Origin of the sequence: Sphingopyxis sp., from assembly GCF_035250425.1 — a bacterium.
GTDB lineage: Bacteria > Pseudomonadota > Alphaproteobacteria > Sphingomonadales > Sphingomonadaceae > Sphingopyxis.
The window spans coordinates 14,101-27,070 of record NZ_DATFFD010000059.1 but is presented as its reverse complement, the minus strand read 5'-3'; the positions used below and the strand labels follow the sequence as shown (position 1 = coordinate 27,070).

Sequence of the window (12,970 nt, the reverse complement as noted above, 5' to 3'; positions counted from 1 at the left end):
CCCTAACCCCTCCCGCAAGCGGGAGGGGAACTGGGCTCACCGCCCCTTCCACACGCCTTCGCGTTTCTCGATGAAGGCGGCCATGCCCTCGGCCTTGTCCTCGGTCGCGGCGAGGATCTGGAACAGGCGGCGTTCGTAGATCAGCCCTTGGTCCAGCGTGGTTTCGAACGCGGCGTTGACCATATCCTTGTTCACCATCGCGGCCATCGGCGGCATCGCGGCGATGGCGGTTGCGGTCTTCATCGCTTCCTCGATCAGATTTGCATGGTCGACGACGCGCGCGACGAGGCCCGAACGCTCGGCTTCGGCACCGTCCATCATCCGGCCGGTGAGGCACATTTCCATCGCCTTCGCCTTGCCGATCGCGCGCGTCAGCCGCTGCGACCCGCCCATGCCCGGTGCGACGCCGAGCTTGATTTCGGGCTGGCCGAATTTCGCTTTCTCCGACGCGATGATGAAATCGGCCATCATCGCGAGCTCGCAGCCGCCACCGAGTGCGAAGCCGTTGACCGCGGCGATCCACGGTTTGCGCACCTTCTTCACGAAATCGCTCGTCCATTTCGAAAAGAAATCTTCGAGGTAGAAATCGGCGGCGGGCTTGTCGGCCATTTCCTTGATGTCGGCGCCTGCGGCGAACGCCTTGTCGCCCAAACCGGTGAGCACCGCGCAGCGCTGGCCCGGATCGGCCTCAAAGGCCGCAAAGGCGGCGATCAGGTCATCGAGCACGCCCGAATTCAGCGCGTTGAGCGCCTGCGGGCGGTTGAGCGTCACCAAGGTGACGGCGCCGCGCTGTTCGACGAGGAGGGTTTCGTAGGTCATTCTTATCTCCTTATCATCGTCACCCCGGACTTGATCCGGGGCCCATTCCGGCGGCGGCCCATGGACCCCGGATCAAGTCCGGGGTGACGAAGTGGGGGGTATTGCGAAGTCAGGTGAGCGGGGTCCATTTCTCGCTTTCAGGGAGCGGCGCGAAGATCGCGTCGATCCAGTCGTCGGTGACCGCTTCGGGCGTCGGTGGATCCCATTTCGGACTGTTGTCCTTGTCGACGATCAACGCGCGGACGCCCTCGATGAAATCGTGCATCTGAACGACGCGGCTGCCGATCGCATATTCCTGTGTCATCTGCGCGGCGAAGTCGTGCATCTCGCCGCCTTCCTTCAGCTGGCGCAGCGCGACCTTGCAGGTTTGCGGGCTTTTGCCGTGGAGCGTCGCCAGCTCCTTTTCGGCCCATTCGCCGCCATCGGCTTCGAGCGCGCCCAATATATCCTCATAGGTGTCGCTCGCGAACAGGCGGTTGATCCGTTCGAGATGCCGGGTGATCGCGGCGGGCGGCGCGGTGACCGACAATTCGCCCAAGATGCCGCCGATGCGGGTCGGATCGACCGCGATGCGTTCCTTCGCCTCGGCGAGCTTTTCGGACGGCAGATAATGCGTCGCGAGGCCGAGTGCCAAGCACTCCGCGCCGTCGAGCCGCGCGCCGGTGAGCGCGAGATAGGCGCCGACGCGGCCTTCGAGGCGCGGCAGATACCAGCCGCCGCCGACGTCGGGGAACAGCCCGATCCCCGTCTCGGGCATCGCGAAGCGCGTGTGCTCGGTCGCGACGCGATATTTCGCCGGCTGCGAGATGCCGACCCCGCCGCCCATCGTGATGCCGTCCATGAAGGCGGCGACGGGTTTGGGATAAGTGAAGAGCAGATGGTTGAGGCGATATTCGGTGTGGAAGAAGAGGCGCGCTTCCTTGCCATCCTTCGCGCCGCTTTCCGCGAGCATGCGGATATCGCCGCCAGCACAGAAACCGCGGCCCTCGCTATGGTCGATGATCACCGCCTCGACCGCATCGTCACCCTGCCATTTGACGAGCGCGTCGATCATCGCCTGACACATCGGCAGATTGAGTGCGTGGATCGCCTTTGGACGATTGAGCGAGAGGCGGCCGACGCGGACGTCGGTCGAGATCAGGACGTCTGCGGTCATCGCCGATCCTCCCCGGCACGGGGAGGGGGACCGCCGAAGGCGGTGGAGGGGCACCCTCGTCCAGACGCTGCGCTATGGGGCATGTGCCCCTCCACCATGCTTCGCATGGTCCCCCTCCCCGTTCCGGGGAGGATCTTTTCGACCTTTGTCATTGGCGCAGCAGGTCCCTTCCGACGATCATCCGCATCACCTGGTTGGTGCCTTCGAGGATCGAATGGACGCGGAGGTCGCGCCAGAAACGCTCGATCGGATAGTCGCGGAGATAGCCGTAACCGCCGAACAGCTGGAGCGCGTCGTTAACGATCTTGCTGCCATTGTCGGTCGCAAGCCGCTTCGCCATCGCCGAGAAGCGCGACTTGTCGGGGGCGTTCGCGGTGACCTTCGCCGCCGCCATATAGAGCAGCGCGCGCGCGGCTTCGAGGTCGGTCGCCATGTCGGCGAGCATGAACTGGGTGTTCTGGAAATCGGCGATCGGCTGCCCGAACTGCTGGCGGTCCTTGGTATAGGCGACCGCCTCGTCGAGGCATCGCTGCGCGCCCCCCAAGGAGCAGGCGCCGATGTTGAGCCGCCCGCCGTCGAGCCCCGCCATCGCGAAACGGAAGCCGTCGCCTTCGGCGCCGACCAGATTTTCGACGGGCACGCGGCAATCCTCGAAGATGACCTGCGCGGTCGGCGACGCGTTCCAGCCAAGCTTCTTCTCGGGCGCGCCGAAGCTGAGGCCCGGCGTGTCCTTTTCGACGACGAGGCAGCTGATCCCCTTGGACTTTTCCTCGCTGGTGCGCACCATGCAGACATAGATGTCGTTATAGCCGGCGCCCGAGATGAACTGCTTGGTGCCGTTCAGCACATAATGGTCGCCATCCCTTTTCGCCGTCGCCTTGAGCGCGGCGGCGTCCGACCCCGAGCCCGGCTCGGTCAGACAATAGCTGGCGATCTTCTCCATGCTCACGAGGTCGGGCAGGAAGCGTGCCTTGATCTCGGCGCCGCCGAAGCGGTCGATCATCCAGGTCGCCATATTGTGGATCGACACATAGGCGCTGGTCGCGGGGCAGCCATAAGCCATCGCCTCCATGATCAGCGCCGCCTCCATCCGGCCAAGCCCGATGCCGCCCGATTCCTCCGCCACATAGATAGCGCCGAAGCCGAGTTCGCCCGCCGCCTTCCACACGTCGACGGGATAATGATGTTTCTCGTCCCATTCGGCCGCGAAGGGCGTGATGCGATCGGCGGTGAATTTGCGCGCCATATCCTGGATCGCGAGCTGGTCGTCGGTAAGCTGGAACTGGTCGGTCATGGTCATTTCTCGATGATGGCTTCGGCTTCGATTTCGACTTTCCATTCGGGGCGGATCAGCGCCGGCACAACCAGCATCGTCGATGCAGGACGGACATTTTTGAATGCCGATCCGTGCGCACGTCCCACAAGATCGGAATCCGCGGAGTCGGTGATATACATGCGCGTGCGCACGACATCGGCGAAGCTGCCGCCGAGTGCTTCGAGCGCCTCGCCGATGATCGCGATACAGCGCGCCGCCTGAACGCCCGCGTCGCCGGGGGTCGAGGTTCCGTCGGGTTCGATCGGCGCACAGCCCGCGACGTCGATGCGGTTCCCCACCCGAACCGCCCGGCTGTAGCCGTAGACCGGTTCGAACGGGGACGCCGAGCTATGGTTGCGACGCGCGCCGTCAGCCACAGCTGATCCGCTCGATCTTGAGCGCGTCGTCGTAGGAGACCGTCAGCCGGTCGGCGCGGAAATCCATGGTGACGGCGGTGCGCGGCGGGACCCAGCGCAGCGTCGTCGCGCCGCTGCCCTTGAGGAGCTGGCCGCCGACTTCGGCGGTTGCGGTCTGACCGACGAGCGACTGCACGCTATCGGCGTTGCACGCGGCTTCGGCGGGCGGGGTCGGGGTCAATGCGGGCGGCGTTTCGCTGCTCGCACAAGCGGCGAGCGGCAGCGCGGCGGCAATTGCAATCCAGCGAATGTCCATCTTTCGTCTCCCTATCAAAAAACCGTCATCCGGCGCAGCGCGTATAGCGCATCGAACCCGCTGCGGCACCCTCGCCGGAGTCGCGGCGGACGAGTGTCTTGCCGCCATCGGCGAGGTCGAGTTGCATCCGGCGATCCCACTCGACGCCCTCGCCGCTGAATTTATAGTCGGCGACGATGCGGTTCGCGTCGCTTTCGCGAACGCGCGCGAGTTCGCCATGCGATTCATAGAAGCGCAGGTTCGTCGCATCGATCGTCAGCGCGGTCAGGTCGGTGCCCTTCTTCGCCTTGCAATCGGCGACCTTGAGCGCCCAGCGGCCGCGGATTGCGGGCGGGATCGCCTTGCCGTCGCCGGTGGTTTTGGGTTCGGGCTTTGCCGGCGTTTCTTCGACCGCTTCGGGCAGGTCCGCATCCACCGTCGGCTCCGCCGGTTCGGCGGGCGCCGGGCGCTCGGCCTTTTGCAGCGGCGAGATCGCCGCGCTGTCTTCGGGCTGGGACTTGTCCTCGCCGCCGCTGCACGCGGCGAGCAGCAGCAAGGCGGCGGGAAGCATCAGACGGGCCATCGGCAATCTCCTTCGGAAGGAGAATGCCCGGTACGGCGTGCGGGTTTCATGATGGCGCATCATTCGCCCAGCACCTTTTCACGGAACACCGCGGTCGCGAGGTCGGTCTGGTTATAGCGATACCAGCGCGGCGCGGGGACGCCCGCAGCCCAAGCCAGCGCCTCGGTCAGCGTGCCGTTCGCCGCCGGCGTATCGGGCATTTCCTTGCCGATCGGGTCGGCATAGGCGGTGTCGGCGCTGACGACGGTCCAGCCCGCTTTGCGCAGCGCGCGGACGAGGTCACCGATATGGAGCGCAGCGAGATCGGTTTCGTGGAGCAACATCACCTGCATCGGCTGGCGGCCGGTGACGCGCCGCATCATCGCGTCGGCGAAATCGGCGGCTTCGACATGCCAGGTGACATAAAGCTCGCCGAGCGCCTTGCGGTCGATCGTCTTCTTCGCCTGCACCGCCTCGCGCGTCAGGTTTTCGAGGTGCCAGTCCGACGATTCGGCGGTGACATAGCCGTTGCGCAAGCCGCGCGCGGCGAGACCCTGCCGCAACGCGTCGCGCTTCACTTTGTCCTTCCCGCCCTCGTCGAGGAAGGGGAAGCGGAACCACGGCCGATAGCCGGGGCGGCCCTTGAGCCATACCTCGGCCGCGTCGAGGTCCGCGAGATAGGCCGCGGTGTCGGTCGTGCTGAGCCGCTTGTGGCTATTGCTGTGATTGGCGATCACATGACCCGCGGCGACATAGGCGGCGATGCGTTCGGCGCCGCCAACCCCGTCGCCTTGCCCGATCGCGGCGGGATTGACGAAGAAGACCGCCTGCGGGGCTTTCGCCTGCTTGAGCTCCGCAATGATGCGCTGCGTGCGCTCGTCGGGGGTGAAGAAGGCGCCGCGCCCACGCGGCGCGTCGTCGAACGACAGCGCGATCATCTTCTGCGCCGCCGCCGGAACCGACAGCAGCAACAAAAGCATCAGGGGCAGGAGCAGCCGCCGCAGCAACGCGGCGTCAGCCCATCGTCGGAATAACGAAGGCGTTGCCGCCGTCGGGCGACCCGTCGGGCCAGCGCTGGGTGATCGTCTTGACCTTGGTCCAGAATTTCACGCCTTCCATGCCGTGCTGGTTGGTGTCGCCGAACGCCGAACGCTTCCAGCCGCCGAAGCTGTGATAGGCGACGGGAACCGGGATCGGCACATTGATGCCGACCATGCCGACATTGACGCGCGCCGCGAATTCGCGCGCGGCGTGGCCGTTGCGCGTGAAGATCGCGACGCCGTTGCCGTACTGGTGCTTCGAGGGCAGTTCGAGCGCGGTCTCGAAGTCGGGCGCGCGCACGATCTGGAGCACGGGCCCGAAGATTTCTTCCTTGTACGATTCCATGTCGGTGGTGACATGGTCGAACAAAGTCGGGCCGATGAAGAAGCCCTTTTCGTGGCCCTGAAGCGAGAAGCCGCGGCCGTCGACGACGAGTTCGGCGCCTTCGTCGGCGCATTTCTGGATCCAGCCTTCGACCTTTTCCTTGTGCGCCTGCGTCACCACCGGGCCGTAGTGCGCCTCGGCATCGGTCGACACGCCGACGCGCAGCGCCGCGATCGCGGGGATCAGCTTTTCGCGGAGGCGATTGGCGGTGTCTTCGCCGACGGGGACGACGACGGGCAGCGCCATGCAGCGTTCGCCCGCCGAACCGAAGGCGGCGCCGGTCAAATCATTGACGACCTGGTCGAGGTCGGCGTCGGGCATGACGATACCATGGTTCTTGGCGCCGCCCATCGCCTGCACACGCTTACCGTTCGCGACGCCGCGGTTGTAGACATAATGCGCGATGTCCGACGAGCCGACGAAGCTGACCGCGCCGATATCGGGATGGTCGAGGATCGCGTCGACCATTTCCTTGTCGCCATGAACGACCTGGCAAATGCCCTCGGGAAGGCCGGCTTCGAGGAAGAGTTCGGCGAGGCGGACGGGAACCGACGGATCGCGCTCGCTCGGTTTGATGAGGAAGGCGTTGCCCGTCGCGATCGCGACGCCCGACATCCACAGCGGGATCATCGCGGGGAAGTTGAACGGGGTGATGCCCGCGCCGATGCCGATCGGCTGGCGCATCGAATAGACGTCGATGCCCGGACCCGCGCCCTGCGTATATTCGCCCTTCAGCACATGCGGGATGCCGCAGCAGAATTCGATGACTTCCAAGCCTCGTTGAATGTCGCCCTTCGAATCGGCGATCACCTTGCCATGCTCGCTCGACAGCATGTGCGCGAGCGCATCCATATTGGCTTCGACGAGGCGCTTGAATTCGAACATCACGCGCGCGCGGCGCTGCGGGTTCGTCGCCGCCCACGCGGGCTGCGCCTTCTTCGCCGCGGCGACCGCGCGGTCGAGAAGCGCCGCGTCGCCGAGCGCGACATGCGCCTGGACGCCGCCGCTGTTGGGGTCGAAGACATCGCCTTGGCGGGCGCTGCCGCCGGCACCGCCGACGATGTGATGGTCGATCTGTCGCATATCCCGAGTCTCCCGTAAAATCTTGCCGCTGCAACAGACCATGTGCGCCCCTTTTGCAAGGGATAGACTTGCAGGACGATACTGCATATTTGCAGGTCATGGATTGGGATAGGCTGCAATATTTCCTGTTCGTCGCTCGCCACGGCACGCTCGCACGCGCGAGCGCGGCGCTGCACGTCGATGCGACGACGGTGAGCCGGCGGGTGAGCGCGCTCGAAGCCGCGCTGGGGCAGACTTTGTTTGAACGCGCGCCGTCAGGTTTCGTTCTGACCGCGGCGGGCCGGGCGCTCGTCCCGCATGCCGAAGCGATGGCGGCGGCGGCGGCGCGCATCCATTCGGCGCGCGAGGGCGGGTCGGCGCTGTCGGGCCAATTGCGGGTCAGCGTGTCCGAAGGATTCGGCAACAGCTTTATCGCGCCGCGCCTCGCGGGTTTCGTCACCGCGCACCCCGAGCTCGAGATCGACCTTGTCGCCTCGTCGGGTTTCCTCAACCCGTCGCGGCGCGAGGCCGACATGGCGGTGCTGCTCGCGCGGCCGCGCAAGGGTCCGCTGATCACGCGCAAGCTGTCCGATTACAGCCTCGGCATTTATGCGCCCGCCGACCGGCGCGACTGGCAGGAAGCGGTTGCCGCGGCGCCGCTGTCGCGCACGGGCATCCCCGTGATCGGTTATATGCCCGACATCCTCTACGCCCCCGAGCTCGATTATCTGGGCGAGATCGAGCCGGGGCTGCGCGCGACGGTGCGCTCGTCGTCGATCCTTGCGCAGCGGCGGATGATCGCGGGCGGCGCGGGGGTGGGTGTGCTCCCATGCTTCCTCGCGAGCGGCGATCCGGCGCTCGTCCGCGTGCGGCCCGAGCAGACGGTCGCGCGTGCCTTCTGGCTCGCGCTCCACCGTGACGTCGCGCCGCAACCGCGCATCCGCGCCTTTATCGACTGGCTCGATGCCGAAGTGCGCGAGAGCCGGGGGCTGCTGGTTCCAGCATGATCGTCATCCCGGCGTAGGCCGGGATCTCGCCGGTGCGTCAGATTGAGAGGATGAGGTCCCGGCCTACGCCGGGATGACGGAACTAGGCTGAAGTTTCAGGCCGCCAGCCGGAGGCGATCAGGCCGCCGTCGCCGAATAGGCGTTCCATGGCATCCGGACCGGCCGCCGCTTCGCGCAGTTTGTCGGCGAGCGGGTCGTCAATCGGATGGTCGCTGCGCAGGAAGGTGGCCCATGCCGCGATTGCGGCTTCGAGCGACGGACAGCGCTGCTCGCGCGCCTGATGCCAGGCCAACGTTTCGAGCCAGCGTTGCGGGATTTTCTGGCTACCATCCATCGCGATCTGGATCAGGCGGTGGTTCAGCGCGGGGTTGGCGAAACGGTCGAGAAGGTTCCCGGCGTACGCTGTGAGGTCCTGTCCCGGCGCGGCGTCGATCGTCGGCGCCGCTTCTTCGCGCATCAGTCGTTCGATCACTGGCCGGATGTCGGGATCGGCAATCGCCTGATGGACGAACTCGTGCCCGCACCCAAGCCCGATATAGGCGAGCGCCGAATGCGCGCCGTTGAGCATGCGCAGTTTCGCGGTTTCGTAGGGCGCGACGTCGGCGACCAGCTCGACGCCGACCGCCTCCCAGCGCGGGCGCGGGCCGGCGAAATCATCCTCGACCACCCATTGGCTGAAGCCTTCGGTGACGACGGCGCCCTCGTCGCGCGCGCCGAGAGTGGCCTCGACCGCAGCGCGGTCGGCTTCGGTCGTCGCGGGGACGATGCGGTCGATCATCGTCGCGGGGCAAGTGCATTCGCTATCGAACCACGCCGACAGGTCGGGGTGATAGGCGGCAAGATAATCGCGCATCAGCCCGCGCAGCACCGCGCCGTTGTCCGCCAGATTGTCGCAGCTGAGCAAAGTGACGCCGCGCAGCCCGGCCGCCTTGCGCGCGGCAAGGCCAGCGGCAACGAAGCGATAGAGGCTTGGGTTCCCGACCGCCGCGGCGAGGTCGAGCGAGCCGTTGGCGCGGCGCAAATAGCCTTTCTCGGTCACCGTGAGGCTGACGATGTGCGTCGTCGGCGCGGCGATGGCGTCGATCACCGCTTGGCGTTCGTCGCCCGCGACGAGCACTTTCTGCACTGCACCGATTACCCGCAATTCGCTTCCGGCCGCGCTGCGCGTGCTGACGGTGTATAGCCCGTTCTGCGGATTCAGCTGCGCCGCGACGTCGGCCGAGCGCAGCGACACGCCGATGATGCCCCAGTCGCGGTCGCCCGCATTCATCGCATCATCGGTGTAGACCGCCTGATGCGCACGGTGAAAGGCGCCGATGCCGATATGGACGATGCCTGCCGCTTGGGCGGCGCGGTCGTAGCCCGGCGCCTGCACCGACGGCGGAAGCGGCGTTTGGGCCGAAAGCCTCACAGCTTGTAGGCCGCCTTGGCGAGATTGTAGCTGAGGTCGACGGCAAGTTCGGCCGCTTCCCATTCCTCCATCCGGTGTTCGGCCACCAATTGAGCGAGGAAGCCGCAGTCGATGCGTCGCGCGACGTCGTGACGCGCGGGGATCGACAGGAAGGCGCGTGTGTCGTCGTTGAAGCCGACCGTATTATAGAAGCCCGCGGTCTCGGTCGTGTGGCTGCGAAAGCGCCGCATCCCTTCGGGGCTGTCGTGGAACCACCAGGCGGGGCCGAGCTTCAGCGCCGGATAATGGCCAGCAAGCGGCGCGAGTTCGCGCGCATAGCTTGTCTCGTCCAATGTGAAGAGGATGATCGTCAGCGCGGCTTCATTACCATAACGCCCAAGCAGCGGGCGCAGCGCGTGGACATAGTCGGTGCTCATAGGGATATCGGCGCCCTTGTCGCGGCCATAATGGGTGAACAGCCACGGGTTATGATTGCGGAAACTGCCCGGATGGATCTGCATCACGAGCCCGTCGTCGAGGCTCATCCCCGCCATCACCGTCAGCATATGCGCGCGGAACAGCTCGGCATCGGCGGCGCTCACGCTGTCCCCGGTGACGCGTGCGAACAGCGCCTCGGCTTGCGTCTCCGACAGGTCGGCGGTCGCGGCGGTCGGATGGCCGTGATCGGTCGAGGTCGCGCCCATCTCGGCGAAGAAGGCGCGGCGGTTGCGGTGCGCGGCGAGATAGCCGGCGTAAGAGAAGGCATCCTCACCACTCAGCTCCGAGAAGCGCCCCAAATTGTCGCGGAACCCCTCGAACTCGGGATCGACGACGGGGTCGGGGCGATAGGCGGTGATGACGCGCCCGCCCCATTCGCCGCTGGCGTTGGCGGCGCGGATCGCGGCATGATGTTCGAGCGTGTCGATCGGGCTTTCGGTCGTCGCGATCACCTCGATCCCGAACCGGTCGAACAAGGCGCGCGGGCGGAAGGCATCGGTTGCCAGCGCCTCGGTGATGCGGTCGTAATAGAGGTCCGACGTCTCGCCCGCGAATTGCACGTCGAACCCGAACGCTTCGGCGAACACCCAGTCCATCCACATCCGCGTCGGCGTGCCGCGGAAAAGATGATAATTCTGGGCGAACAGCCGCCAACTTTCGCGCGGGTCGGCAGCCCTGTTACGGATCCCTAACGCATCGAGCGAAATGCCCTGCGAATAGAGCATCCGGAACGCATAATGGTCGGGATGCAGCAATAGCTCCGCTGCATTGCCGAAGGGCGCGTTGCCCGCGAACCAGCGGGGGTCGGTATGTCCGTGCGGGCTGATGATCGGCAGGCCCGCCACTTCCTTGTAGAGCCGGCGCGCGATGTCGCGCTGCGCCGGATCGGAGGGAAAGAGGCGGTCGGGGGAGAGAGCCAGCGGACGCGGCATGGGATCAGGCTTTGCTTTCCACGGTGACTGGCGCGAGGCGCGGGCTGAGGAGATGGATCGCCAGCACGGCGAGGAAATAGACGGTCGTGCACGCGGCGAAGATGAGGGTGTAATTGCCGTTTGTCGCGTCAAGCACCAGCCCCGTCGACTTCGCCATGATCATGCCGCCCACCCCGCCCGCGAAGCCGCCAAGACCGATCACCGAACCGACCGCGCGTTTGGGGAACATATCGGGCGGGATCGACAGGATCGTCGACGAAAAGGCCTGGTGGCCGGCGAGCGCGATGCCGATCAGCACGACCGCAACCCACATATTTTCGAGCCCTGAGACGAACAGCAAAGGCAACACGCAACAGCCCGCGCCGAGCATCGTCGCCTTGCGTGCGAAATTGACGCTGTGGCCGGTCTGGATCAGCTTCGACGACACCCAGCCGCCGAGGATGCTGCCGGCGTCGGACAGAAGATACATGATGATCATCGGCAGCAGCACGACCTTGAGATCGACATTGTAAGTGGTGCTGAAATATTTGGGCAGCCAGAACAGCATCAGGAACCAGACCGGATCGGTGAGGAACTTGCCGGTGGCATAGGCCCAGGCCTCGCGCTTGGTGACGATCGCGCCCCAGCCGAGGCGCTCGACCTGCTCGGGCGGGTCATGTTCGATCCACGCGAGCTCGGCGCCCGAGACCTTCCCGCTCTCGCGCGGGTTGCTGTAGAGCCAGAGCCAGAGCAGCAGCAGGATGACACCGAAGGCGCCGGTGTAGATGAAGGTCTGGCGCCAGTCGAAGCCCATCCAGACCATGAACAGCCAGATCATCGGCGCAGTCAGGATGACGCCGATCGTCGTCGCGCTGTTGACCCAGCCGATCGCGTAGGAGCGTTCCTTTTGCGGGAACCATTCGCTCGATGCGCGGACGACCGACGGGAAATGCCCCGCTTCGCCGACGCCGAGGATGACGCGCGCCATCATGAAGGAGACGACCGAGGAGGCGAAGCCGTGCGCGACATGGCCGACGGTCCAGATACTGATCGCGATCGCATAACCGACCTTCGGGCCGAAACGGTCGATCAGCCAGCCCATAGCCAGGAAGCCGAGCGCATAGGCGGCCTGGAAGGCGGTGACGATGTTGCCATAGTCATTCTCGCTCCACTCAAGCTCGGTGCCGAGCGTCGGCGCGAGCAGGCCGAGCATGGTGCGATCGATATAATTGACCGTCGTTGCGGCGAACAGCACCCCGACGATCAGCCAGCGGTAGCGGCCGGACCTTGGCACCGGCGCCGCCGCACCTCCGTCCGCGAATGCCTGTGCCATAAACCTCTCCCGTTATGTTGCTTTAGTAGCTTTTGATCGAGCAGCCGACGCGGATTTTTCCGTCGAACAGCGCTTCGGCGCGCTGGCCGGGCCTGATTTCATGAATACCGGTGATCGCACCCGCGGACACCCAGGTCCCGGGTGGAATGGCGATGCCGCGCGCGCGCAATATGTCGATCAGGAACAGCGCCGATCCGAACGGGCCGTCGAGCATGGTCGCCATCGTCGCCGCGCCGACCGTTTCGCCGTCGATCGCCATTTCGACCGGCATGCGGATAAGATCGGCGTTCTGCCAATCCGCGATCGACGGGCCGAGGATCAGCCCCTTGTTGTTGCCATAGTCCGACGCGGTGACCGCGGGGCCGTGACGATTGATCTCGGGAAAAGGCGAGCTCGCGATCTCGATGCCCGCGCGCACGTCGGCGATACAGGCGCGCACGCTGTCGATGTCATAGGCGCGACTGCCGACCTCGCCGAAGCAGAGCAGCACCTCGGCCTCGGCGGCGGCGAAGCCGTCGGCATAGACGGGCATCGCCGGCGCGGCGGCGCCATCGAAGATTTCGTCGGTAAAGATCGGGCCGGTCAGACGGTTGCCGCCATAGCGATCAACAAGCTCGGCGGCGATTCGCCCGACTTTCCATCCGCCGATGCGCCGGCCGTCGAGCGCGATCGCGCTGTCCTGGATCGCATAGGCCTCAACCATCGTCTGCGGCATCGCGCCGGGATAGACGGTAAGCGGTGTCTTTCCCGCGCGTGCGTCGATTAGGGCACGCGCCACATTCTGTTGATCGCTTGTCGCCAGCATCTTTCTCATTTCCCTCTTCCGCGAAGCGGTGTAAGA

Annotated in this window: 13 protein-coding genes; 1 reads left to right on the top strand and 12 read right to left on the bottom strand. The window is 65.7% G+C overall.

Going from position 1 to position 12,970, the window contains the following annotated elements; genetic code table 11:
* Positions 1 to 36 precede the first annotated feature (36 nt).
* The 8 genes from VJ811_RS03660 to VJ811_RS03625 all read right to left on the bottom strand — a co-directional run bounded on the left by VJ811_RS03660 (position 37) and on the right by VJ811_RS03625 (position 7,011).
* Positions 37 to 819, bottom strand: a complete 783-nt coding sequence (locus tag VJ811_RS03660; RefSeq protein ID WP_324070920.1) for an enoyl-CoA hydratase-related protein — start codon at positions 817 to 819, stop codon at positions 37 to 39.
* Between the two features lie 109 nt (positions 820 to 928).
* On the bottom strand, positions 929 to 1,975 hold the full coding sequence (locus tag VJ811_RS03655; RefSeq protein WP_324070919.1) for an enoyl-CoA hydratase/isomerase family protein: 1,047 nt from the start codon (positions 1,973 to 1,975) through the stop codon (positions 929 to 931).
* A gap of 148 nt (positions 1,976 to 2,123) precedes the next feature.
* Entirely contained in the window at positions 2,124 to 3,269 is a 1,146-nt protein-coding gene (locus VJ811_RS03650) for an acyl-CoA dehydrogenase family protein (RefSeq protein ID WP_324070918.1), read from the bottom strand.
* 2 nt (positions 3,270 to 3,271) lie between these two features.
* The gene (locus VJ811_RS03645) at positions 3,272 to 3,667 is read right to left on the bottom strand and encodes a RidA family protein (protein ID WP_324070917.1); all 396 of its coding nucleotides are present in this window, start codon (positions 3,665 to 3,667) and stop codon (positions 3,272 to 3,274) included.
* Positions 3,660 to 3,962: an I78 family peptidase inhibitor gene (locus VJ811_RS03640; protein ID WP_324070916.1), complete on the bottom strand. Its 303-nt coding sequence runs from the start codon at positions 3,960 to 3,962 to the stop codon at positions 3,660 to 3,662. The genes VJ811_RS03645 and VJ811_RS03640 overlap by 8 nt, the downstream gene beginning before the upstream one ends.
* A gap of 25 nt (positions 3,963 to 3,987) precedes the next feature.
* On the bottom strand, positions 3,988 to 4,524 hold the full coding sequence (locus tag VJ811_RS03635) for a hypothetical protein (RefSeq protein WP_324070915.1): 537 nt from the start codon (positions 4,522 to 4,524) through the stop codon (positions 3,988 to 3,990).
* A 59-nt stretch (positions 4,525 to 4,583) separates the two neighbouring features.
* The gene (locus tag VJ811_RS03630; RefSeq protein ID WP_324070914.1) at positions 4,584 to 5,483 is read right to left on the bottom strand and encodes a polysaccharide deacetylase family protein; all 900 of its coding nucleotides are present in this window, start codon (positions 5,481 to 5,483) and stop codon (positions 4,584 to 4,586) included.
* 34 nt (positions 5,484 to 5,517) lie between these two features.
* Positions 5,518 to 7,011: a CoA-acylating methylmalonate-semialdehyde dehydrogenase gene (locus VJ811_RS03625; RefSeq protein ID WP_324070913.1), complete on the bottom strand. Its 1,494-nt coding sequence runs from the start codon at positions 7,009 to 7,011 to the stop codon at positions 5,518 to 5,520.
* A gap of 98 nt (positions 7,012 to 7,109) precedes the next feature.
* Between VJ811_RS03625 and VJ811_RS03620 the strand changes: the two genes are divergently transcribed.
* Positions 7,110 to 7,997 (top strand): LysR family transcriptional regulator, encoded by an 888-nt coding sequence (locus VJ811_RS03620; RefSeq protein ID WP_324070912.1) that lies wholly within the window; start codon positions 7,110 to 7,112, stop codon positions 7,995 to 7,997.
* Positions 7,998 to 8,079: 82 nt separating this feature from the next.
* Here the strand turns inward: VJ811_RS03620 and VJ811_RS03615 are convergent, their stop codons facing one another.
* The 4 genes from VJ811_RS03615 to VJ811_RS03600 are packed head-to-tail and all read right to left on the bottom strand — an operon-like array spanning position 8,080 to position 12,943.
* Positions 8,080 to 9,408 (bottom strand): mannitol dehydrogenase family protein, encoded by a 1,329-nt coding sequence (locus tag VJ811_RS03615; protein ID WP_324070911.1) that lies wholly within the window; start codon positions 9,406 to 9,408, stop codon positions 8,080 to 8,082.
* Positions 9,405 to 10,817, bottom strand: a complete 1,413-nt coding sequence (gene uxaC, locus VJ811_RS03610) for a glucuronate isomerase (protein WP_324070910.1) — start codon at positions 10,815 to 10,817, stop codon at positions 9,405 to 9,407. Before uxaC ends, VJ811_RS03615 begins: the two co-directional genes overlap by 4 nt.
* A gap of 4 nt (positions 10,818 to 10,821) precedes the next feature.
* Positions 10,822 to 12,129 carry an MFS transporter gene (locus tag VJ811_RS03605; RefSeq protein ID WP_324070909.1) on the bottom strand — a complete coding sequence of 436 codons (1,308 nt, stop codon included), beginning with the start codon at positions 12,127 to 12,129 and terminating at the stop codon, positions 10,822 to 10,824.
* Positions 12,130 to 12,151: 22 nt separating this feature from the next.
* Positions 12,152 to 12,943 carry a 2-keto-4-pentenoate hydratase gene (locus VJ811_RS03600; protein ID WP_324070908.1) on the bottom strand — a complete coding sequence of 264 codons (792 nt, stop codon included), beginning with the start codon at positions 12,941 to 12,943 and terminating at the stop codon, positions 12,152 to 12,154.
* Positions 12,944 to 12,970: the final 27 nt, after the last annotated feature.

Excerpts from the sequence above, each read along its gene's own strand:
- VJ811_RS03660 (WP_324070920.1), bottom strand. The coding sequence starts at position 819 with ATGACCTACGAAACCCTCCTCGTCGAACAGCGCGGCGCCGTCACCTTG.
- VJ811_RS03655 (WP_324070919.1), bottom strand. The coding sequence starts at position 1,975 with ATGACCGCAGACGTCCTGATCTCGACCGACGTCCGCGTCGGCCGCCTC.
- VJ811_RS03650 (WP_324070918.1), bottom strand. The coding sequence starts at position 3,269 with ATGACCGACCAGTTCCAGCTTACCGACGACCAGCTCGCGATCCAGGAT.
- VJ811_RS03640 (WP_324070916.1), bottom strand. The coding sequence starts at position 3,962 with ATGGACATTCGCTGGATTGCAATTGCCGCCGCGCTGCCGCTCGCCGCT.
- VJ811_RS03635 (WP_324070915.1), bottom strand. The coding sequence starts at position 4,524 with ATGGCCCGTCTGATGCTTCCCGCCGCCTTGCTGCTGCTCGCCGCGTGC.
- VJ811_RS03630 (WP_324070914.1), bottom strand. The coding sequence starts at position 5,483 with ATGCTTTTGTTGCTGCTGTCGGTTCCGGCGGCGGCGCAGAAGATGATC.
- VJ811_RS03625 (WP_324070913.1), bottom strand. The coding sequence starts at position 7,011 with ATGCGACAGATCGACCATCACATCGTCGGCGGTGCCGGCGGCAGCGCC.
- VJ811_RS03620 (WP_324070912.1), top strand. The coding sequence starts at position 7,110 with ATGGATTGGGATAGGCTGCAATATTTCCTGTTCGTCGCTCGCCACGGC.
- uxaC (WP_324070910.1), bottom strand. The coding sequence starts at position 10,817 with ATGCCGCGTCCGCTGGCTCTCTCCCCCGACCGCCTCTTTCCCTCCGAT.
- VJ811_RS03605 (WP_324070909.1), bottom strand. The coding sequence starts at position 12,129 with ATGGCACAGGCATTCGCGGACGGAGGTGCGGCGGCGCCGGTGCCAAGG.
- VJ811_RS03600 (WP_324070908.1), bottom strand. The coding sequence starts at position 12,943 with ATGAGAAAGATGCTGGCGACAAGCGATCAACAGAATGTGGCGCGTGCC.